The sequence below is a fragment of the Arthrobacter sp. zg-Y1219 genome (assembly GCF_030125545.1).
Taxonomy (GTDB): Bacteria; Actinomycetota; Actinomycetes; order Actinomycetales; family Micrococcaceae; genus Arthrobacter_B.
In genome coordinates, this window is the sequence record NZ_JASKLY010000012.1 from 284,142 (window position 1) to 306,110 (window position 21,969).

General features: G+C 67.8%; 16 protein-coding genes, 1 tRNA gene and 1 riboswitch. Of the genes, 14 read left to right on the forward strand and 3 right to left on the reverse strand.

Annotation, left to right across the window (positions count from 1 at the left end; all coding sequences use genetic code 11):
- Nucleotides 1-29: 29 nt before the first annotated feature.
- Nucleotides 30-680, reverse strand: a complete 651-nt coding sequence (locus tag QNO00_RS08330) for a VOC family protein (protein WP_284024329.1) — start codon at nt 678-680, stop codon at nt 30-32.
- Nucleotides 681-929: 249 nt separating this feature from the next.
- A riboswitch (SAM riboswitch) is annotated at nt 930-1,045 on the forward strand.
- A gap of 67 nt (nt 1,046-1,112) precedes the next feature.
- Between QNO00_RS08330 and QNO00_RS08335 the strand changes: the two genes are divergently transcribed.
- The 3 genes from QNO00_RS08335 to QNO00_RS08345 all read left to right on the forward strand — a co-directional run bounded on the left by QNO00_RS08335 (nt 1,113) and on the right by QNO00_RS08345 (nt 4,232).
- Entirely contained in the window at nt 1,113-2,429 is a 1,317-nt protein-coding gene (locus QNO00_RS08335; RefSeq protein WP_284024233.1) for a bifunctional o-acetylhomoserine/o-acetylserine sulfhydrylase, read from the forward strand.
- Nucleotides 2,430-2,503: 74 nt separating this feature from the next.
- Nucleotides 2,504-3,631, forward strand: coding sequence for a homoserine O-acetyltransferase MetX (metX, locus tag QNO00_RS08340; protein ID WP_502863278.1), 1,128 nt, complete (start codon nt 2,504-2,506; stop codon nt 3,629-3,631).
- 73 nt (nt 3,632-3,704) lie between these two features.
- Entirely contained in the window at nt 3,705-4,232 is a 528-nt protein-coding gene (locus QNO00_RS08345; RefSeq protein ID WP_284024235.1) for an SRPBCC family protein, read from the forward strand.
- A gap of 30 nt (nt 4,233-4,262) precedes the next feature.
- Here QNO00_RS08345 and QNO00_RS08350 read toward each other — a convergent pair whose 3' ends face one another.
- A complete protein-coding gene (locus tag QNO00_RS08350; RefSeq protein WP_284024331.1) occupies nt 4,263-5,108 on the reverse strand; it encodes an SGNH/GDSL hydrolase family protein in 846 nt (281 codons plus the stop codon).
- Nucleotides 5,109-5,272: 164 nt separating this feature from the next.
- Between QNO00_RS08350 and QNO00_RS08355 the strand changes: the two genes are divergently transcribed.
- The gene (locus tag QNO00_RS08355) at nt 5,273-5,923 is read left to right on the forward strand and encodes an alpha/beta hydrolase (RefSeq protein ID WP_284024236.1); all 651 of its coding nucleotides are present in this window, start codon (nt 5,273-5,275) and stop codon (nt 5,921-5,923) included.
- A 51-nt stretch (nt 5,924-5,974) separates the two neighbouring features.
- Here the strand turns inward: QNO00_RS08355 and QNO00_RS08360 are convergent, their stop codons facing one another.
- The gene (locus QNO00_RS08360; protein ID WP_229967416.1) at nt 5,975-6,205 is read right to left on the reverse strand and encodes an RNA-binding S4 domain-containing protein; all 231 of its coding nucleotides are present in this window, start codon (nt 6,203-6,205) and stop codon (nt 5,975-5,977) included.
- A 70-nt stretch (nt 6,206-6,275) separates the two neighbouring features.
- Here QNO00_RS08360 and QNO00_RS08365 point away from each other — a divergent pair, with 70 nt between their 5' ends.
- From QNO00_RS08365 to QNO00_RS08410, 10 genes are all read left to right on the forward strand, one after another.
- Nucleotides 6,276-7,247, forward strand: coding sequence for a DMT family transporter (locus tag QNO00_RS08365; protein WP_229967417.1), 972 nt, complete (start codon nt 6,276-6,278; stop codon nt 7,245-7,247).
- A 107-nt stretch (nt 7,248-7,354) separates the two neighbouring features.
- A complete protein-coding gene (locus QNO00_RS08370; protein WP_284024332.1) occupies nt 7,355-8,317 on the forward strand; it encodes a DMT family transporter in 963 nt (320 codons plus the stop codon).
- Between the two features lie 154 nt (nt 8,318-8,471).
- The gene (locus tag QNO00_RS08375; protein WP_229967420.1) at nt 8,472-9,860 is read left to right on the forward strand and encodes a glycine--tRNA ligase; all 1,389 of its coding nucleotides are present in this window, start codon (nt 8,472-8,474) and stop codon (nt 9,858-9,860) included.
- Nucleotides 9,860-10,768 carry a GNAT family N-acetyltransferase gene (locus QNO00_RS08380; protein ID WP_284024237.1) on the forward strand — a complete coding sequence of 303 codons (909 nt, stop codon included), beginning with the start codon at nt 9,860-9,862 and terminating at the stop codon, nt 10,766-10,768. Before QNO00_RS08375 ends, QNO00_RS08380 begins: the two co-directional genes overlap by 1 nt.
- A gap of 921 nt (nt 10,769-11,689) precedes the next feature.
- Nucleotides 11,690-13,354, forward strand: a complete 1,665-nt coding sequence (locus QNO00_RS08385) for a YibE/F family protein (protein WP_284024238.1) — start codon at nt 11,690-11,692, stop codon at nt 13,352-13,354.
- A gap of 548 nt (nt 13,355-13,902) precedes the next feature.
- Nucleotides 13,903-15,075 carry a tRNA dihydrouridine synthase DusB gene (gene dusB / locus QNO00_RS08390; protein WP_229967423.1) on the forward strand — a complete coding sequence of 391 codons (1,173 nt, stop codon included), beginning with the start codon at nt 13,903-13,905 and terminating at the stop codon, nt 15,073-15,075.
- Nucleotides 15,076-15,081: 6 nt separating this feature from the next.
- Complete coding sequence (locus QNO00_RS08395; protein WP_229967425.1) at nt 15,082-16,365, forward strand: deoxyguanosinetriphosphate triphosphohydrolase; 1,284 nt, start codon at nt 15,082-15,084, stop codon at nt 16,363-16,365.
- Between the two features lie 370 nt (nt 16,366-16,735).
- The gene (locus QNO00_RS08400) at nt 16,736-19,573 is read left to right on the forward strand and encodes a DUF5979 domain-containing protein (protein WP_284024239.1); all 2,838 of its coding nucleotides are present in this window, start codon (nt 16,736-16,738) and stop codon (nt 19,571-19,573) included.
- 112 nt (nt 19,574-19,685) lie between these two features.
- Entirely contained in the window at nt 19,686-21,761 is a 2,076-nt protein-coding gene (dnaG, locus tag QNO00_RS08405; RefSeq protein WP_229967429.1) for a DNA primase, read from the forward strand.
- Nucleotides 21,762-21,846: 85 nt separating this feature from the next.
- Nucleotides 21,847-21,919: transfer RNA gene (locus QNO00_RS08410), tRNA-Asn, on the forward strand.
- Nucleotides 21,920-21,969: the final 50 nt, after the last annotated feature.

Consider the following 21,969-nt stretch of genomic DNA (forward strand, 5'->3'; position numbering starts at 1 on the left):
CCATTGCGCAGCGGAGGGATCCGGGGAACCTAGATCTCGACTGAACCATTGGCCGTGTTGAAGCTGACGGACATGATGCCGGGGGTTCCCTTGGGAGAAATCCAGGTCACGCCCACATTTTCCAGCGGTTCCTCGACCGGGGTGCCCAGCCACTGGGTCACGCGCTCGGCCGACCCGGCGATGGTCAGCGAGTCCAGCTTCACGGAGCCCGGCATGCCGGGCAGGGCGGCCGAAGGGTGCAGCGGCTCGGTGCCGTCGTCCCAGCGCAGCATGTACGGCACCTGGGGGTCGGCGATCAGGCCGTTGATGCCGATCTGCTGCCAGGTCAGTTCCTGGCCGTCGGGAAACTTTCGGTTTCCGGGCACCGACTCGCGGCCCAGACGCGCTTCAAAGGGTGAAAGGTCGTCCACGGCTACGCACCAGCCCATCCAGCCGCCGCCGCATTCGGAGCGCTGGCGGACGGCCTGGCCGAAGGGCGCCTTGTCCGACGCCGGATGGTTCAGGGCCTCGACCACCTCGACATATTGGTGGTTGGCCAGGGGAAGAATCATGTTGCGGGTGCCGAAGCGAGGATGCACACCGCCCTTGACGAAGTCCGCTCCCAGAGCGGAAGCAATCCTCTCGGTAGTGGCCAAAAGACCGTCGGATTCACAGGCATAAGAAACATGGTCCAAGCGCATGCGGCCCATAATGGCACGTTGTGACTGACCTCACGACCAAGGCTGGCCTAAGTCGTCAAATGGCAGGTTTGAGCTGCAGATGTTCCGCCGGCGGCCTCATCCTGCGCCCGGTGCCGGACCACCGGAGTGCTGCGGATGCCCTAATTCTTGATCCTTTCCGGCATCCGGCGCGGCCACCCGAACCCGCGGGGAAATGATCCGTCACAGAGGTTGCGGGCTTCGGGGTTATCCGTTTTCATTGGGGGAATAGGTCATGAGTGCCAGCAGATAGCCCCGGCTTGCTGGCCGGCAACCCTCCAACCGCGGTGGGGTGCCCCGGGTGAAGACCTGGCTGTACGTCAGAGGACGTACGGCAAGCGCGGGTCACACGTGGCTGCCGGCTACCTTCGGGGCCGGAAGTCTCGGTGCGGCCCCTGGTATAGGGAGCACGCCATGTCAGGAAACTGGTCATTCGAAACCCGTCAGATCCATGTGGGACAGGAGCCCGACGCCGTCACCGGCGCCCGCGCGCTGCCCATCTACCAAACCACCTCGTTCGTCTTTCCCAGCGCCGAGGCTGCGGCCAACCGGTTTGCGCTGGCCGAGCTGGAGCCGATCTACACCCGCATCGGCAACCCCACCCAGGAAGCGGTGGAAAAGCGCCTCGCGTCCCTGGAGGGTGGGCTCGGGGCGCTGCTGCTCGCGTCCGGGCAGGCCGCGGAGACCGTCGCGATCCTCAACCTGGCCGAGGCCGGAGACCACATCGTCGCCAGCCCCAGCCTGTACGGCGGCACCTACAACCTGTTCAAGCACACCCTGAAAAAGTTCGGCATCGCCGTGACGTTCGTGGCGGATCCGGACAACCTGGAGCAGTGGCGCGCCGCCGTGCAGCCCAACACCAAGGCCTTCTTCGGGGAAGTGGTCTCCAACCCGCGCCAGGACGTGCTGGACCTCGAAGGCATCAGCGCCGTCGCGCACGAGGCCGGAGTGCCGCTGATCGTGGATAATACGCTCTCCACCCCGTACCTGATCCGGCCCATCGAATGGGGCGCGGATATCGTGGTGCACTCGGCCACGAAGTACCTGGGCGGGCACGGCAACTCGATCGCCGGCGTCATCGTGGATTCGGGCAACTTCGACTTCGGCGCCGATCCGGAGAAATTCCCCGGCTTCAACACCCCGGATGAGAGCTACAACGGGCTGGTCTACGCCCGCGACCTCGGCGCCAACGGCCTTCTGGGCGCCAACCTCGCCTACATCCTCAAGGCCCGGGTGCAGCTGCTCCGCGACCTCGGGCCGGCCGTCTCCCCGTTCAACGCGTTCCTGATTGCCCAGGGCCTGGAGACGCTGAGCCTGCGGATGGAGCGTCACGTCGCCAACGCCGTGGCCGTCGCGAACTGGCTGGAAGCGCACGACGACGTCATCTCCGTCGCGTACGCCGGCCTGGAATCCAGCCCCTGGTACGAACGCGGGCGCAAGTACGGGCCGCGCGGCACCGGTGCCATTGTTTCCTTCGACATCACCGGCGGCATTGAGGCAGGGAAGCGCTTCGTGGATGCCCTCGAGCTGCACTCCCATGTGGCCAACGTGGGCGACGTGCGCTCGTTGGTGATCCATCCGGCGTCGACCACGCACAGCCAGCTCGGGGCCGAGGCGCAGCTCGCTGCCGGTGTCAGCCCCGGACTGGTCCGGCTGTCGGTGGGGATTGAGCACGTTGATGACATCATCGCCGACCTCGACGCCGGCTTCCGCGCCGCCAAGGGAGCGTAGCGGTTAGCGTGGCAGTGCCTTCACCCCGGAACACCGTCCTTTCCGGTTCCGCCGCGTCCGATTCGGCTGCGCCGTTGAGCGTTCCGACGGCGCCGCAGCACCCCGCCCCGGCCCCGGACGGGGTGCTGCTCCACGCCAAGATCGGCAGCCTGGAGCTGGAAACCGGCGGGCGCCTGCCCCAGGTTTCCCTCGCCTATGAGACGTGGGGGCAGCTGAACGACGACGCCTCCAATGCCGTCCTGATCTGCCACGCCCTTACCGGCAGCACCCACGTGGCGCGGGGGGATTCCGCGGAGGACGGCTGGTGGGACACCCTGGTGGGTCCCGGAAAAACCGTCGACACCAACCGGTTTTTCGTCGTCTCGATCAACATGCTCGGCGGCTGCTACGGATCCACCGGGCCGTCCTCGGCTGATCCGCAGGGCCTGCCCTGGGGCTCGCGCTTTCCGTTTGTCACGGTCCGCGACTCGGTCCGCGCCGAGGCGCGGCTGGCGGACCTGCTCGGCATCCGGAGCTGGCACACGGTGCTGGGCGGCTCGCTCGGCGGGGCGCGGGCCCTGGAGTGGGCCGTCACCGAACCCGCCCGGGTGCGGCGCTGCGCCGTGATCGCGTGCACGGCGGCCAGCTCCGCGGAACAGATTGCCTTTGGCCAGGCGCAGCTTGAAGCCATCCGGCTGGATCCGCATTTCAACGGCGGTGATTACTACAACGGCAGGACGCCGGCGGCCGGGCTGGGCCTGGCCCGGCGCATCGCGCACATCACCTACCGCTCGGAGCCGGAACTGGAATACCGTTTCGGGCACGAACCGCAGCCGCAGGAGGATCCGTTGGGATCTGCCCTGTCGGCGGGCCGGGGACGCTATGCCGTGGAGAGCTATCTGGACCATCAGGCCCGGAAGCTCGTGGACCGGTTCGACGCCAACAGCTACCTGGTGCTGACCGAAGCACTGATGAGCCACGACGTCGCCCGCGGCCGCGGACCGCTGGAGCAGGCCCTGGCCGGCGTCACCGCCGAGTTCTTCATTGCCGCCGTGGACTCGGACCGGCTCTACTTTCCGCAGCAATCCGAGGTTCTGGCCGCGGCCTTGCCCGGAGACACAACGGTGCACATGATTTCCGCTCCCATCGGCCACGACGGGTTCCTGACCGACGTCGAGCAGCTTGGAGTGCCGCTGCGCCAGCGGTTCTTCGGGCCGGCCTGATCCCGCGGGGCGCACTGCTCTTGCCAAGCCGGGCCGGCCATGGCAGAACAGGGTGTCATGGAAGAGCAACGTCATGGGTGATTCGATCCGGGTGTCGGCCCAGGCCCAGTGTGCCCCGGCGGACCTCTGGCACGCGCTGGTGGACAACCGGGCCGTGTGGTGGCCGGAAATGGACTTCACCGCCAGCCCCGGAGCCCCGCTCACCGAGCGTCCGGCGGAGCACCCGCACGGCGCCGGGTACGACGGCGGTGGTGGCGGCGGCGATGACGACGACGGCGGCGGCGGCTTCGGGGCCGGCGTCGGGGGCGGCGTCCCCGGGGCCGAGCAGCGGGCGACGGGAACTGTGCTGGCCGTGGCCCGGGATCGGCTTCTGTCCTTCCGCTGGACCAAACCCGGCTGGAACGCCCACACCGTCGTGAGCTTCCTGCTCGATGCCGTACCCGGGCCGGACGGGGAAACGGACTACACCGATGTCGTGATCACCGAAAGCGGCCTCGGCATTCTGACAGCCGGCGAGGAGGTGGCCCGCATCCACACGGAGGACTGGGCCGACCATCTCGCCGCCCTCATCCGGCTGGCCGAAAACGGTGCCCGGGCCTGAGCGTTGAGCCCGTCAGCAACCCGAGGCCGGTCAGTCAGCCGAGCCGGGCGGCATGCCCTGCCCGTCGAACATCGGTCCAGCGTCGGGACGCTTGGCGGCAATTCCGTCGCCGGAGGACCGGTGGCGGACCCGGCGCACCACCCACGGCATGAAGTATTCGCGGGCCCAAGAAAGATCCTCGGTGCGGGCCGTCCGCCAGTTCTTGGCCTGCAGCGGTTTCGGTTCCGAGGGCTCCAGGGTGTGCGCGACGGCGAGCGTGTCCAGCACCATCATCGCAATGGTGTGATGGCCCAGCGGTGAAAAGTGCAGCCGGTCCGGAGCCCACATTTCCCGGTTGCTCAGCTCACGCAGCGCCCACATGTCGGCGATTACGACGTCGCGGCGGGCGGCGATGGTCCGGAGGTTTTCGTTGTAGACGGCCACCCGTCCCCGGACGCTGCCGAGCACCGGGGTGGTGCCCAGGTCCGGGCCGGTGAAGAGGACCACCGTGGCCCCGCTGCCGGTCAGCCGGGCGATTGCCGCGTCCATTTTTTCGGCGAGCTTGTCCGGATCACCGCCGGGGCGGATCACGTCGTTGCCGCCGGCGCAGATGGTCACCAGGTCCGGCCGCAGGTCCAGGGCCGGTTGCAGCTGTTCTTCAATGATCTTGTTCAGCAGCCGTCCGCGGATGGCGAGGTTGGCGTAGGCGAAGTCGTTCCGGTCCCGGGCCAGCTCCTCGGCCACCCTGTCAGCCCAGCCGCGGTGTCCGCCGGGGCTGTCCGGATTCGGGTCGCCAATCCCTTCGGTGAAGGAATCTCCGAGGGCAACAAACCGGTGCCACGGGTGCGGCGAATCAGCTTCGGCTACGCTCAGCGGATCAGTTCCGGGATCGTTCACCGGGGCGGTTGCCGCTGCTGCAGTGGCGGCCGCGGCGGCTGCCGTCGACGAGGGAAGGAAGCTGTCCTGAGGATGCGATGGAGAAGTCACGGCTCCATCCTGCCAAGCGGGGCCCCGGCTACGCGACCGTAGGTTCCGGAAGCGGCCGTGCCAAAATGAATGTCATGCCTACAACAGCTCCCTGGAATCCCACTGTCCTTTGGTCCAAGCCGGAAGCCGAGCGTGCGGGAACGCCGCTGCTCGTCCTCTTCCACGGCTACCTCGCCAACGAGGAAGACCTGATGGGGTTGGCGGACTATCTGCCCACCGAGTTCACGATCGTCTCGGTCCGTGCACCGCAGGCCCAGGGCCCGGGTTACACCTGGTTCCCGCTCATGAGCGACGGTGATTTCTCCGTGCAGCGCGTGGTGGATGCCGTGCGCGATGTCTCCGACTGGCTGGACAGTGTCCGGGGCGGGCACAGCAGCGTCTCGCTGCTGGGCTTCTCGATGGGCATGGCCGTGGCGTCCACGCTGCTGCGGCACCGCCCCGCCGACTTTGCCGCCGTCGTCGGGCTTTCCGGGTTCGTGGTGCCGTCGGAGGGCAATCCGTTCTTCTCCGACGACGACCTCGCCGCCGGCGGCGTGCCGTTCTTCTGGGGCCGGGACCAGGCCGATCCTGTGATCGATGCGCCGCGCATCGAGTTCACCCACGCCTGGCTCAACGAGCACACCGCGCTGACCAAGATTCTGTACTCGAACATGGGGCACGGGATCAACATGCAGGAACTCGGGCATGTGAAGGAGTTCCTCACCCATCTGGTGCTCAAGGGCTGAGGCTTCCGCCGGCCCGAGCCTCAACCCGCTGCGAGCGTCAGACGGCGGTAATCAGCCCTCTTTAACGATGCGGATCGCTTCACCGTTGACCGAGACGATGTCGCCGGGGTGCAGCTGGCGGCCGCGGCGTTCCTCGATCGCGTCGTTGACTTTCACCAGGCCGTCTTCGATGAATTGCTTGGCCTGGATGCCGTCTTCGGCCAGGCTGGCCAGCTTGAGCAGCTGCCCCAGGCGGATCATGTCGTCGCGGATGGGAAGGTCTTGGGGGTCAATAGAACTCATACCTCCATTCTGCCCGACAATGTCCGTCGCCGATTCCGGCAGCGGCTTGGTCCTGCCGTAGGGTTGGTGCGTGCCAAATGCTGTGCGAATCAATCCCCTGATCGGTCTTCCCCTCGCTGTCCTGGCCGGGACGGCCATTCCTGCCCAGGCCCGGGTGAACGGTGCCCTGCGCGAGGAACTCAACGACGGGCTGGCCGCCGCCCTGGTCAGCTTCACCGTGGGGCTGGTGGTCATGATCATCATTTCCGCGGTGCTGCCGCGCGGACGCGCCGGCGCCGCCCAGCTGCTCCCGGCCCTGCGGGAGCGGCGTTTTCCGCGCTACTACGTGCTGGCCGGTGCCATCGGCGGCTACTTTGTGCTCTCCCAGACCCTGACCGTCGCCGTGCTGGGGGTTGCCGTCTTCACGGTGGCCGCCGTCGCCGGCCAGACCATGACCGGGCTGGTGGTGGACCGCCTGGGCATCGGCCCGGCCGGAAAGAAGGCGCTGACGGTGATGCGCGTGGTCGGCGCGGTGCTGACCATAGCCGCCGTCGCCTGGGCGGTGAGCCCCAAACTCAGCGGAGCCTCGGCGGCCTCGGAGCTGCTGCTCCCGGTGCTGCTGCCGCTGACGGCCGGCATGCTGATGAGCTTCCAGCAGGCGATGAACGGCACCACCGGCATGCACTACGGCACGCCCATCACCGCCACCCTGGTCAACTTCATCGCCGGTTCCGCGGTCCTGCTGCTGTTCTGGCTGGCCAAGGTGGCAGTGTCCGGTTTCGGTGAGCCGCTGCCGGGGGAGTGGTACCTGTATCTGGGCGGACCGCTGGGCTGCGTGTTCATCGGGCTGAGTGCCCTGCTTGTGCGCAGCCTGGGTGTGCTGCTGACCAGCCTGGGCATGATCGGCGGCCAGCTGGTCGGGTCACTCCTGCTCGATATTTTCCTGCCCGCGCCCGGCAGTGTGGTGGTGGCGGCCACCGTCCTGGGCACCCTGCTGACACTGGCCGCGATCGTGATCGCCACCCTGCCCTGGAACATGCCGGGCGTCCTGCGCCGCCGCTGAGGCGCCCGCCGCTGCGGCCGCCGCTGCGCCCGGGCGGCCCGCAACAATGCGGCTTCGGTGCGGCTCACCCCTAGGCTGATGGCGTGACTGCCGCAACGCTGCCCCGGATGGCCGGAGCCTCCCGTCTGCCCCCGGCCGCCGGCCTGCTGCTGGCCCTGCTGGCTGGTCTGGCCGTGCCCGTGCAGGCCCGCGCCAACGGCGCGCTCGGCGCCCGGATGAATGACAGCCTGGGGGCCGCCCTGGCCAGCATCGCCGTCGGGCTGGTCTGTATCGGGCTGGTGACCGTCCTGCTGCCCTCCGGCCGGGCCGGTGCCCGCCAGTTCCTTCCGGCCCTGCGCGAGCGCCGTTTTCCCCGCTGGTATGTCCTCGCCGGCGGCATTGGCGGCTACTTCGTCCTCACCCAGTCCCTGACGGTGGGCCTGCTGGGCGTTGCTGTCTTCACCGTCGCCACCGTGGCGGGGCAGACCCTGACCGGGCTGCTGGTGGACCGGATCGGCATGGGCCCGGCCGGGCGCAAACCGGTGACTGCGGCGCGCGCGGCGGGCGCGGTCCTGACCATCGCCGCCGTCGCCTGGGCGCTGAGCCCGAAGCTCGACGGCGGATCGCCGGCTGACCTGCTGCTCCCGGTCCTGCTGCCCCTGACCGCAGGAATGCTGATCAGTTTCCAGCAGGCGATGAACGGCACCACCAGCGTTCAGTACGGCACTTCGCTGACCGCCACTCTGGTGAACCTGGTGGTCGGCACCGCGGTCCTCCTGATCTGCTGGCTGGTCAAGTCGGCCCTGTGGGGTTTCGGCGGTGCCCTGCCGACGGAATGGTATCTGTACCTGGGCGGCCCGCTGGGCGTTTGCTATGTCGGGCTGGGCGCCATGCTGGTCCGCCATCTGGGGGTGCTGCTGACCGGCCTGGGCATGATCTGCGGGCAGCTGATCGGCTCGCTGCTGCTGGACGCGGTGCTGCCCGCGGCGGGATCCGGCGTCGGCGCCGCCACCATCGCCGGGACCGCCCTGACCCTGGCCGCCATGGTGCTGGCCACCCTGCCGTGGAGCCGGCCCAAAGTGCGCCGATAGCCGGCTTTCGCCGCGCTCGCCTTAAGCTGGTAGTTGTAGCTTTTGCCCTCCGCAGTCCCTCACCGTGCAACCTGCCGGTGCATACCGCGGACGGGACCATGAGCGGACCGCACCCAGCGGCCCTGTAAACACGAAAGAACGGCGGTACCATTCCATGGCTTCGACCAAATCCAAGCTGGATCCGATCATCTCCCTCGCCAAGCGCCGGGGGTTCGTCTTCCAGTCGGGTGAGATTTACGGCGGGTCCCGCTCCGCTTGGGACTACGGACCCCTCGGCGTCGAGCTCAAGGAAAACATCAAGAAGCAGTGGTGGCAGCACATGGTCCGCGGCCGCGACGACGTCGTCGGGCTGGATTCCGCCGTCATCCTGCCGCGCCAGGTCTGGGAGGCCTCCGGCCACGTCGAGGTCTTCTCCGACCCGCTGGTCGAGTGCCTGAGCTGCCACAAGCGCTACCGCGCAGACCACCTCGAAGAGGCCTACGAGGAGAAGAAGGGCCACGCGCCGGAAAACGGCCTGGCCGACATTGCCTGCGTCAACTGCGGGACCAAGGGCCAGTGGACCGAGCCGCAGGAATTCTCCGGCCTGCTCAAGACCTTCCTGGGTCCGGTCGCCAACGAAGAGGGCATGCACTACCTGCGCCCGGAAACCGCTCAGGGCATCTTCGTGAACTTCAACAACGTGCTGACCACCTCGCGCAAGAAGCCGCCGTTCGGCATCGGCCAGATCGGCAAGAGCTTCCGCAACGAAATCACGCCGGGCAACTTCATCTTCCGCACCCGCGAGTTCGAGCAGATGGAAATGGAGTTCTTCGTCGAGCCGGGCACCGACGAGGAATGGCACAAGTACTGGATCGAAAACCGGTTCAACTGGTACACCGGCCTGGGCATCGATCCGGAAAACCTGCGCCTCTTCGAACACCCGAAGGAAAAGCTGAGCCACTACTCCAAGGGCACCACCGACGTTGAATACCGCTTCGGCTTCGCCGGTTCCGAGTGGGGCGAGCTGGAGGGTGTCGCCAACCGCACCGACTTCGACCTCGGCACGCACTCCAAGCACTCCGGCACCGACCTGAGCTACTTCAACCAGGCCACCAACGAGCGCTTCACGCCGTACGTGATTGAGCCCGCCGCCGGCCTGACCCGTTCCTTCATGGCGTTCCTGGTGGATTCCTACACCGAGGACGAGGCCCCCAACGCCAAGGGCGGCGTCGACAAGCGCACGGTCCTGAAGCTGGATCCGCGCCTGGCCCCGGTCAAGGCCGCCGTCCTGCCGCTGAGCCGCAACGAGGACCTCTCGCCGAAGGCCAAGGACCTCGCCGCGCAGCTGCGCCGCAGCTGGAACATCGACTTCGACGACGCCGGCGCCATTGGCCGCCGCTACCGCCGCCAGGACGAAATCGGCACCCCGTTCTGCATCACCGTGGACTTCGACACCCTCGAAGACCAGGCCGTGACCGTGCGCGAGCGCGACTCCATGGCGCAGGAGCGGGTGAGCCTGGACAAGGTCGAGGGCTACCTCGCGGAAAGGCTGATTGGCGCGTAATGGCATTGACGTTCCGCCCCTGGCGTGAAGATGACGACCTGGCCCTGAACGAGCTCTGGGGCGACCCGGAAACCGTGCAGGCCGGACAGTTCCGTGCCGTGCTCCGCCCGTCCTCGGACGAGCCGTGGAGCCGGTGCATCGTGGCCGAGGACGACGGCATTCCGGTGGCTGCCGGCGTCGTCTACGAAACCTCGCTGCATCCGGACCGGCTGTGGGTGTACGTGGAGGTGGCCCGGGAGAACCGGCGCGCCGGCCTCGGCTCCACCCTGCTGGCCATGCTGCGGGGTGAAGCCGAAATGGCGCCGTCGGGCGTCACCGCCATGCGCGCGAAGGTGGAGCCGGGCTCGTCCGGCGCCGCGTTTGCCGCGGCGGCCGGTTTCTCCCGGATCCAGCGCTCCCGCGTGGTCGTAGTGGAGCCGGGCCGGATCAGCCTGCCCGTGTTCAACGACGACTCCGGTCCGCAGCTGGACGAGGCGGCCACCGGCTCGGTGGAACTGACGCAGGCCGTGGTGGCGTTCTACAACGCCGTGCACGGCTGGGACCGGTCCGAGATGACGCTGGGGCGCGCGCAGCAGATGCTGCTCAACGACGCCACCGGTGCCGCCGGCGCCGTCGTGCTGCGGGATGCGCCCAAGGCGCAGGGCGGGAAGATCGCCGCCTTTGCCGTGAGCTATACGAAGAACCGCACGGACGAGCCGGCCGATGTGTTCCTAGGCTACGATCCCGAGCTGGAGCAGTCAGAGCAGGAGGCGGCGCTGGAATCGCTGCTGGCGCTGCTGACCTACAAGTACCCGGTGCAGCTGGAGGTCGACGAGTCCATGCGGCCGGTGGCCCGGATTGTCCAGGCACTGCTGCACAAGGGTGCCGCCCGCGAAGTCGGTCCGGCGACGGAGATCGTCAGCACCTAGGCCGGGTTTCTCGCGGCGGCTGGATTTCGGAGCTGCCGCAGGCCTGAAACAACGACGACGGCGGGTGCCGGTTCCTATCGGGAGCCGGCGCCCGCCGTCGTTGTGTTTGTGGGGTGGCTGCCCCGGGCTCAGGTCCCTCGGTAGTACGGATGGCGGGCCCAATCCGGGTGCCTGCCCTTCGGATGCGCGCCCAGAGTACAGATAACGGGCCCAATCCGGGTGCCTGCCCTTCGGATGCGCGCCCAGAGTACAGATAGCGGGCCTTTCCAAGTCTCCGACCCATCCGTAGTACAGATAACGGGCCTATTCCGGGCTGAGAAGCCCGTTATCTGTACTTCGAACGATCGACGCATGACCGGGCTGCCCCGAGGCTGTGCACCTGGGGCTCCGCTCGGCACACTCGGCACGGGCTGGGGCCTTCGGATGCCGGCCGGCGTGTGATGACCGGGTGGCCGGGTGGTGCCGGCACGGGTTCCCAGTCTCTGTGGCGCGTGAGCACTCCCGGGGTCACACCTGCCTCACCAGGTAACAAAGAGTGGGAACCAATGCGCGGAACCGGCCGCCGCGGCCGCCGCGGGCCGTTGCGGGAGGAGCCGAGACGCCGAGGTGCTGAGAGCGCACGTTTGGTGGGTTTCGCAGGTCGCCATAGCTGCACTCTCGAGTAATGCCGGCCGCCATAGCTGCTCACTCGCTGGCGCAAAGTCGCCATAGCTGCACACTCGTGGCCAGTCCCGGCCGCGCGCGTCGTGGCCGGGTACCCGCCAGCCTGACCCGCCGCTCCCGCCGTCGTCGCCTCCCGCCGGCGACCCGCGGGCGGGTGAATTCGCAGAGACCGCCCTGACTTGCGACAATGATGCCGAACCGTGTTTCCTGCGTCCGTTCCGGTGGGCCGCAGCTCCGTGCCGACGCCGAAGGACCCCGATGGGACACAGCCATTCTCCGCACTCCGACGAGCCGCCGTCGCCGGCTGCGCTGGCCGCCCGGCGCCGGGCGAACTGGCTGCTGACCTGGATCCTGGTGCCGCTGGGGCTGCTGGCTGTGGTCGGAATGGTCCTGATGTGGCCGTCGGGGGACCGCAGCAGCATCACCGTCTCCGATCCGTACGCCACCGCCGACGGGGTCAAATTCGACACCGGCGAGGTGCAGCGCGTCAGCGAGGAGGACTGCCCGTCGTCGCAGGCGCTCGTGGATGCCGGCGGCACCGCCCAGCAGTGCCTGGTCGCCTACACCGTTCCCAATGCCGGCGGTCCGACCATCCAGATCGAGGTGCCGCCGGAGGTCGCCAAGGGCGAGGTCATCGAGGCCGGCGACACCATCCGCTACCTAAACCTCGAGGCCGTGATGCAGGGCGGCGGGGGAGCTCCGCCGTATGTCTTCGTGGACTTCGTCCGCTCCGTCCCGATGGCGGCGCTGACCGTGCTGTACGCGGGAGTGGTGATCGCTGTCGCGCGCTGGCGGGGACTGCGTGCGCTCGTGGGGCTGGTCGGAGCCTATGCCGTGCTCGCCGGGTTCATCCTGCCGGGGCTGGTGGAGGGCAAACCGCCGCTGCTGCTGGGGCTGATCGGCTCCAGCGTGATCATGTTCGGGGTGCTCTACTTTGCGCACGGTTTCACCGCCCGCACCTCCACGGCACTGCTCGGAACCCTGTTCGGGCTGTCGATCACGGCGTGCCTGGCGGCGTGGGCCACCGATGCCGCCCACTTGGTGGGGGTCGACGACGAAAACGCCTACACGCTCATCAACTCGTCCGAGAGCATCTCCGTTTCGGGCATCATCCTGTGCGGGCTGATCATTTCCGGGTTGGGGGTGCTCAACGACGTCACCATCACCCAGTCCTCGGCGGTCTGGGAAATGTACGAGCTGGCTCCCGGAGCCAGCGCGAAACGGCTCTTCTCCGGGGCGATGCGGGTGGGCCGGGACCACATTGCCTCCACCGTCTACACCATCGCCTTCGCCTACGCCGGCGCTGCCCTGCCCGTGCTGATCCTGGTGTCCCTGTACGACCGCCCCTTCCTGGACAGCATCACCAGCGGGGAGCTGGCCGAAGAAGTGATCCGAACGCTCGTGGGATCCGTCGGCCTCGTGCTGGCCATCCCGGTGACCACAGCGGTCGCCGTGCTGGTGGTCAAGGCGGTCGGGATCAAGGGCGTGGGGGCGGAGGGCTCACCCCGGAACCCTGTGGCGGTTGCCGGCGGGCTTGCGGTTGGGGTGGGGCCCGACGGCGGGGGCGTGGGCGGCGTTGGCGTTGGCGGCGTTGAGCCGCACGGCCGGGACAGCTCTGCCGCGGTTGTTGCCGGTGTCCGTCCGCATGCTCCCGGGGGGGGACCGCCGAGGCGGACGAGCCCCAGGATCCGGCCGACGGCAGCACGCCTGACCTGCCCACTCGCCGGTCCCTGCGCAGCCGGACGCAGCTCCCGACAGCTCGGGGCCCGGAAGGCTAGGACCGGGGACGGGAACCCGCCAAGACCTCCTGATCTGCACTCTCGGTGCTGGAAGGGCGTTTATGGCTGTCGAGAGTGCAGATGTGCTGGTTTTGGCGCGTCGGTTCCCGTCGATAGTGCATGTCTGGTGGCTTTGGCGCGTTGAATCCCGCCGGATCTGCGCTCTCGGTGCTGGAACGGGATCTCTCGTGCAGATAACGGGGCTTCGGGAAATCTATCGTGCGCAGATCAGGGGCTGAAAATGCCCGAAAACCGGCCTTTGGGCCCGTTATCTGCACTATGGATCGGCTCCGGGGGGCTTGAGGTCAACCGTCGTGCGGATAATGGGGCTTCGCGGGATCTTTCGTGCAGATAATGCTGTCTCGGGAAATCTCTCGTGCAGATCCGGCTCTCTGAAACGCCAAAAGGCCGCCGGGGAGTGCATTATCTGCACGAAGGATCCAGAGAGGGGCTGGGGGAGTGCATTATCTGCACAAAGGGGAATCCTGACAGGTGGCCGTCACCTCGCGCCCGGTCCGAATCGTGCGATCCACCACCCCAACACCCCACCACCCCGCCAACCCCACCACCCCGCCAACCCCAACACCCCGGCAACCCCAACACCCCACCCCACCCACCCCACACCCACCCCACACCCACCCCCCTCAATCCACACCGCAAGCAGGATTTGCATCCACTTGCGAGAATGGGGGTGTGACTGTTTTATCCCCTGAACTCAAGCTCGAGCTGCCGCCGCTGCAGCTGGGTCCCATCACCGTGGACACGCCGGTGATCCTGGCACCCATGGCCGGCATCACCAACAAGGCCTTCCGCCGCCTCTGCCGCGAATACGGCGGCGGCCTGTTCGTGACGGAGATGGTCACCTCGCGGGCCCTCGTTGAGCGCTCGCCGGAGTCGCTGCGCATCATCGAGCACGACGACGACGAGAAGGTCCGCTCCGTCCAGCTGTACGGCGTGGACCCCGTGACCGTCGGCGCAGCCATCCGCATCCTCGTCGAGGAAGACCGCGCCGACCACATCGACCTGAACTTCGGCTGCCCCGTCCCCAAGGTCACCCGCAAGGGCGGCGGCTCGGCCCTGCCCTGGAAGCTGGACCTGTTCAAGGCCATCGTGCAGACCGCGGTGAAGGAAGCCTCCAAGGGCAATGTTCCGCTGACCATCAAAATGCGCAAGGGCATCGACGAGGACCACCTGACCTTCCTCGACGCCGGCCGGATTGCCCGCGACTCCGGCGTCGCCGCCGTCGCCCTGCACGGGCGCACCGCGTCCCAGTTCTACTCCGGCAAGGCCGACTGGTCGGCCATCGCTGAGCTCCGCGAAGCACTGCCGGACATTCCGGTGCTGGGCAACGGAGACATCTGGTCCGCCGAGGACGCCATCGCCATGGTGCGCGAAACCGGCGTCGACGGCGTCGTCATCGGCCGCGGCTGCCAGGGCCGGCCCTGGCTGTTCGGCGACCTGCAGGCCGCCTTCGAGGGCAGCGACGTGCGCCACCGCCCGGGACTCAAGGAAGTCTCCGAGAGCGTTTACCGGCACGCCGAACTGCTGGTGGAAACCTTCGGCGGGGAAATGATGGCGCTGCGCGACATCCGCAAGCACATGGCCTGGTACTTCAAGGGCTACGTGGTGGGCGGAGACCTCCGCGCGCAGCTGGCCACAGTGCCCACGCTGGAAGTGCTGCGCGAGCTGCTGGACCAGCTCGACCCCGAGGCCCCGTACCCGGGCGTCGACGCCGAAGGTCCGCGCGGGCGCGCCGGATCACCCAAGAAGACAGCACTGCCGGAAAACTGGCTGGAATCGCGCGAGCTCAACGCCGCGCAAAAGTCAGTCATTTCCGCAGCCGAACTCAACATTTCAGGTGGCTAAACACCCATGACCTTTCCGCAGGCTTTCCAAACCGCAGGCTATACCGACGTTGACCTTGCCCGCTGGGTCACCGAGCCTGCGAAAAACACCAACCGCACCCAGTTCGGCCGCGACCGCGCCCGGGTCCTGCACTCCTCGGCGCTGCGCCGGCTGGGCGCCAAGACCCAGGTGGTCGCCCCGGACACCGACGACTTCGTCCGGACCCGGCTGACCCACTCCCTCGAGGTGGCGCAGGTGGGCCGCGAGCTGGGCAACGCGCTGGGCTGCGATCCCGACGTCGTCGACGCCGCCTGCCTTTCGCATGACCTGGGGCACCCGCCGTTCGGGCACAACGGCGAGACCGCGCTGAACGACATCGCCCACGCCATCGGCGGCTTTGAGGGCAACGCGCAGACGCTGCGGCTGCTGACCCGGCTCGAGCCCAAGATCATTGCGCCCGACGGCGGGCCGGCCGGCCTGAACCTGACCCGCGCCTCCCTGGACGCCTCCTGCAAATATCCGTGGCGGATGGCCGACGCCCCGCTCGTCAACGGGCACCGCACCACCAAGTTCGGGGTCTACGAGGACGACATGCCGGTCTTCACCTGGCTGCGCGACGGCGCCCCCGCCGGCCGCTCCTGCCTCGAGGCGCAGGTCATGGACCTGGCCGATGACATTTCCTACTCCGTGCACGACGTCGAAGACGCCATCGTCGCCGGCCACGTGCAGCTCAAGTGGCTGGACAACCCGGACCAGCGCGCCCGCGTGGTCGGCTACACCCAGCAGTGGTACCTGCCCGGCACCGACGGCGCCGCGATCGAGGAGGCGCTGAAGCGGCTCGAGGCGGATCCGGTCTGGGTCCGCGAATCCGACGGCAGCCGCAAGGCGATGGCAGCGCTGAAGGACATGACCAGCCAGCTGATCGGCCGGTTCTGCAACAGCGCCCTGGAAGCCACCCGCGGCATTTACGGCACCGACCCGCTCACCCGCTACCACGCCGAGATGGTGGTGCCCGAGGAAACCCAGCTCGAAATCGCCGTCATGAAGGGCCTGGCCACCACGTTCGTGATGACCACCGACCAGCGCCAGCCGCTCTACGAACGGCAGCGCGAAATCCTCACCGCTCTCGTGGCGCAGCTGTCGGCCACCGGGGACCGGCACCTGGAGCCGATGTTCGCCGCGGACTGGCGGGACGCGGACGACGACGGCGCCCGGCTGCGCGTCGTCGTCGACCAGGTCGCCTCGCTGACGGACGGTTCGGCACTCGCCCTCCACGAACGGCTGGTGGGCCCGGTTCCGGCGCTCTGGTAGGGAATGTGGCCGGCTCTCTGGTGAACCGGCGGCTGAACCGTTAGCCTCTGGCGCGGGGTGGTTCAGCGTCCGGCGATTCACTATCGCCGGGCGGTCGGCCGGACACGCGCACCAGAGGACCGCTATGAGCACTGAGCAGACAACCCGTTCCCGCCAGCTACGCCGCGTCAGGAAGGGAAGCCGACGGTTCCACTCTCGGAGCCTCCTGGTTTTCCTGCTAGGCCTGGCGATGTTGCCGCTGGGGCTGCCCGCGCAGGCCGCCCCGGATCCCGGGCCTGTTCTGGGTGCGCCTCCTGCCGACGCGACGAATACGGACATCGTGGTCACCTCCCTGGGTGCCGGGAGAAACGTTTCGGGAGGGTTGCCGCCCGTGGGGCAAACCTGGCCCATTGACGCCTATCCCGCCGGTGTGCCGGCCGGGTACCAGACGGAAAACGTCAGCTTTGCCGGCATCATCAACACCCAGGACGCCAGCGGCACCACCACCGCCGAGATGTACTGCATCGACCTGCGCACCTCCACGAGGGTGAGCATCGGTTACGAAAACGGCAGCTGGGATGAATCCAACGTCCCGAATATCGGATACGTCAACCGGATTCTGAATACGTACTACCCGAGCACGAATCTCCCGGCCGGCGTAAACAACAACACCAGGGCGGCCGCAGTGCAGGCAGCCATCTGGTTCTTCACTGACGGCTACGTGGTCAATCGCACGAGTTCCCTCTACCCGACCGTCGCTTCCATCGTGAATGCCACCATTGACGCCGGGCCGCTGGAGGAGCCCGACCCGCCGGCCATTGCCATCACACCGCCCACCACCGGAGCACCCGTGACCGGAGTCGCCGGGCCGCATACGGTGACGTCCGAGGCGGACGAAATTGAAGTGACGGTCGATGAAGGCTTCAGCCTCTACGCAGATGCCGAGGGAACGGTTCCGTTGAACAGTCCAGTGCCGAGCGGAACGCAGGTCTGGGTGCGGAGCGATACGGGTGCTACGGGACCGGCAAACCTTACGGCCCGGGCCGCGGTCACCGTACCCACGGGCAGCGTCTATCTTTACGACGCGGCAACACCGGGGGTGGACAACGCCCAGAAGCTGATCCTGGCGGTTACGCGGGAGCTCAGCTCCAACGCGACGGCGGCCGCAGCCTTCACCGAAGTGGGCTCCCTGACCGTCACGAAGTCGATCGCCGGTCCGGCCGCCGGCAGCCAGGGCACCGTAGTCATTAACATCGACTGCGGCACCGGGAACCAGTTCACCTTCACCATTGACGCGGAGGCCACCGGGACGCAATCGGAGACCTTCAACGACATTCCCGCCGGTTCCACCTGCACCGTTACGGAACCGACCACCGGCGCCAGCGACAGCGTCGAAGTGAGCACCATCCTGCCCGGCGCCGTCACGATCGTCTCCGGCACGACGGCGACGGCGGCAGTAACTGACACCTATACCTTTACGCCGGGAACGCTGGTGGTGACCAAGACCAACACGGGGGAGGCCGCCGGCGCCCAGGGCGAGGTGACGATCTCCGTCGTCTGCACCCTGAACGGAACCACAGTGCTGGACACCACGGTGACGATTCCGGAGGGAACCATTACCCCGGAAGCGGCCGAATTCCCCGACCTTGACGCCGGCACCAGCTGCACCGTGACGGAAACCGTGGACGGCTCAAGCACCGCCGTGGCCGTTACCGTGACAGGGGAAGGGACCGTAACGGTTCCGGCCGCGGGCAGCGTTACTGCCGCTCTGACCAATGACTACACCTTCACCACCGGAACCCTCGCCGTCCGAAAGGACATCGCCGGGGCCGGGGCGGGACGGCAGGGCGTCGTCACGCTGCAGGTGACCTGCACCGCTTCAGGCGCGACGGTCCTGAACGAGACGGTGACCGTTGCGGCCGGCACCACTGAACCGACCACCGAGGAGTTCGAGGACCTGCCCGCGGGCGCCAGCTGCACGGTCACCGAGACCGCCGACGGCGCCACCACCGAGGTCAGTGTGGAAACCGTCGTTGATCCTGCGGGTGGAACGGTAACGATTCCTGCCGGCGTTGGCGTGGAAGTGGTTTTCACGGACACGTACACGGTGAACCCCGGTGCCCTGACCGTCGACAAGGTGATCGCCGGCCCGGCAGCCCGGGAGCAGGGTCCCATCACGGTCGAGGTCATCTGCACCGCAGACGGAGTAGAGGTGATACGCCAGGACATCACCATTGAAGCAGGCGCCGGAGGTACCGTTCCCGGCACGGTCAGCGGAATCCCGGAAGGTGCGAGCTGCGGCGTCACCGAACCCGGAACGGGTGAAACCCCCGCGGTGGGTGTCACCGTGGAACTGCCCGAAGACGTGACCATAGCCGCTGGGGAAACTGCGGAGGCTAGCGTCATCAACACTTACGAGGTGAATCCCGGCTCCTTGGTCGTCACCAAAGTTATTGCCGGTGAGGCGGCAGGAAACCAGGAATCCGTGGAGGTCGATGTCCTGTGCACCCTCGACGGGGTGACGGTGTTCGAGGAGGTTTCCCAGGTTCCGGCCGGGACCACCGAAGACGTGGGCGCGGTGTTCTCGAATATCCCGGCAGGTGCCTCCTGCTCCATTACCGAACCGGTGACCGGGGCCACCGCCGCGGTCACCGTGACCACCGAATTGCCCGCTGACATCGAAATTCTCGCCGGCGATACCGTCGACACCACGGTGACGAATACCTACAGCTTCCTTCCGGGTGTCCTGGTGGTCACCAAGGTCATCACCGGGGCTGCCGCGGGCGAACAGGGTGAAGTCGTCCTGGAAGTCCGGTGCGGCACGGACGGGTCCGCCCTGGACGAGACGGTAACCATCCCTGGCGGCACCACCGGAGAGGTGACCACCGAGTTTGCGGGCCTGCCCGCCGGCACCGAATGCACCGTTACTGAGACCAGCACGGGTGCCACCTCAACAGTGGAGGTGGAATCCACGCTGCCCGCACCGGTGACGGTACCGGCCAGTGACACTGTGACGGCCGTGGTCACCAACAGCTACGAATTCGCTGCCCAGCCCGCACCCGTTCGTCCCGAGCCGCAGCCCGCGCGTCCGGAGCCGCAGCCCGCCCGTCCGGACCTGCCGGATACCGGTGCCACCTCGGTTGCAGGTCCTCTGGCCCTGGCTGCCGGGCTGCTCCTAAGCGGGGGACTGGGAATGTACCTCAGCCGCCGTCGGCAGGCAGAGGAGTAACGGATAGGGACACAGCAGCGGGGGCGTTCCCCGGCCGGCTTCGGACGGCAGGGACGCCCCCGCTGCTATGCCTCCCGGCGCCGGTTTGGCGGGGAAGAATAGACTGGGTTGCATGGCCGGTTTGATTAAACGCGAAGACATTGACGAAGTACGTTCCCGCACCGACATCAAGGCCGTGATCGACGGCTACGTGACGCTGAAGTCCGCAGGCATCGGCTCCTACAAGGGGCTGTGCCCCTTCCACGACGAGCGTTCACCGTCCTTCCACGTCCGGCCGCAGGTGGGCAGCTACCACTGCTTCGGCTGCGGCGAGAGCGGCGACGTCATCTCCTTCGTGCAGAAAATGGATCACGGCACGTTCTCCGAAACGGTGGAGAAGCTCGCCGCCCGGCTCGGCTACGAACTGCACTACGAGGACGGCGGCACCGGACCCCGCCGCGAGGACGTCGGCAAGCGGCAGCGCCTGCTCGACGCCCACAAGATCGCCGCCGAGTTCTTCGCCGCCCAGCTGCGCACCCCCGGAGCGCAGGCCGCCCGGGACTTCCTGCAGGAACGCGGCTTCGACCCGGCGGCCGCGGCCCACTTCGGCGTCGGCTACGCCCCGCAGGGCTGGGACTCGCTGCTCAAGCACCTCACCGACAAGGGCTTCACCCGTGACGAGCTCGCCGGCACCGGCATGTTCTCCACCGGCTCGGACGCCTCCCGGTTCTACGACCGCTTCCGCGGCCGGCTGATCTGGCCCATCCGCGACCTGACCGGCGCCGTGATCGGCTTCGGTGCGCGCAAGCTCTACGAGGACGACCAGGGCCCGAAGTACCTGAACACTCCCGAAACGCAGCTCTACAAGAAGTCCCAGGTGCTGTACGGAATCGACCTGGCCAAGCGCTCGATCGCCAAGGACCGGCAGATCGTAGTCGTCGAAGGCTACACCGACGTGATGGCCTGCCACTTGGCGGGCATCACCACCGCCGTCGCCACCTGCGGCACGGCCTTCGGCGAGGACCACATCAAGATTGCCCGCCGGCTGCTCTCCGACGACGGCACCGGGGGAGAAGTGATCTTCACCTTCGACGGCGACGCCGCGGGCCAGAAGGCCGCACTGCGCGCCTTTGAGGAGGACCAGCGCTTCACTGCGCAGACGTACGTGGCGGTGGATCCGGAGGGTATGGATCCCTGTGACATCCGGCAAAAGCACGGCGACTCAGCCGTCGTCGAACTGATCCGCTCGCGCCGGCCGCTGTTTGAATTCGCGATCCGCTCCACGCTGCGCAAATTCGATCTGAACACCGTCGAAGGCCGGGTGCAGGCACTGCGCGCCGCAGCCCCTGTGGTGGCCGAGATCCGCGACCCGGCCATGCGTCCGGCCTACGCCCGCGAGCTCGCCGGCTGGCTGGGGACCGACGTCGACGACGTCACCCGAGCCGTCGCCGGAGCCGCCAAACGGCTGCGCGAAGGTGCCGCGCACGGCAAATCCGGGCACGGCAAGACCGGGTCCGGGACGGCAGCGCACGACGACGGACGCGGCTCCCAGCGCGGCTACCGGGACACTGGCCAGCAGGGAAGCCAGGGCCAGCGGGGAGGCCAGCACGGAGGCCGCGGTTCGCAGCAGGAGTCCCGCGGCGGATACGGGCAGCCGCAGGGAAGCCAGCAGCAGGGCTCGCAGGCCGGTTACCAGCAGCAGGTGCCGGAACCCACCCTCGAGCCGCCGGCGTTCTCCCGGCCGGACCCGCGGGATCCCGCCGCACGGATGGAACGGCAGGCGCTGGAGGTGGCGCTGCAGCAGCCGGGCCTGCTGGATGAGGGGCAGTGGGAGCGCTTCAAGGCCGCCCGCTTCTCCGTGCCAGCCTACCTGGCGGTGCACAACGCGATCATTGCCGCCGGCCACGCCGGCACCGCACCGGCGCAGTGGGTGGAACAGGTCCGCCAGGAGCTGCCGGACACGCTGCGGGATTTCGTCAGCGAGCTCGCGGTGACTCCGCTGCATGCCCGCGACAACGACGCCCTGGCGCGCTACTGCCGGGACATCCTGAATCGGCTCTTTGAACTGCAGGTGACCCATTTGAAGGCCGAGAAGCTGGGCCAGCTGCAGCGCCTGGACCCCAACGCCGATCCGGCCCTGTTCCAGCAGCTGAACCGTGACCTGATGGAGCTGGAAATGCAGCGCCGGGCACTGCGGGGGGACCAGTAGGCGCGGCCGCGGGGCGAGAAAAAATCCCCGCCGGCGCACCGATTTCGCTTCCCTGCGAAACCTCTGTAGAGTAGGACACGCGCTTTCCTCCGTAGCTCAATTGGCAGAGCATTCGACTGTTAATCGAAGGGTTACTGGTTCAAGTCCAGTCGGAGGAGCAAAAGAATGAGGCTCTGACTTGGCATTATGCCGGTCAGGGCCTCATTTG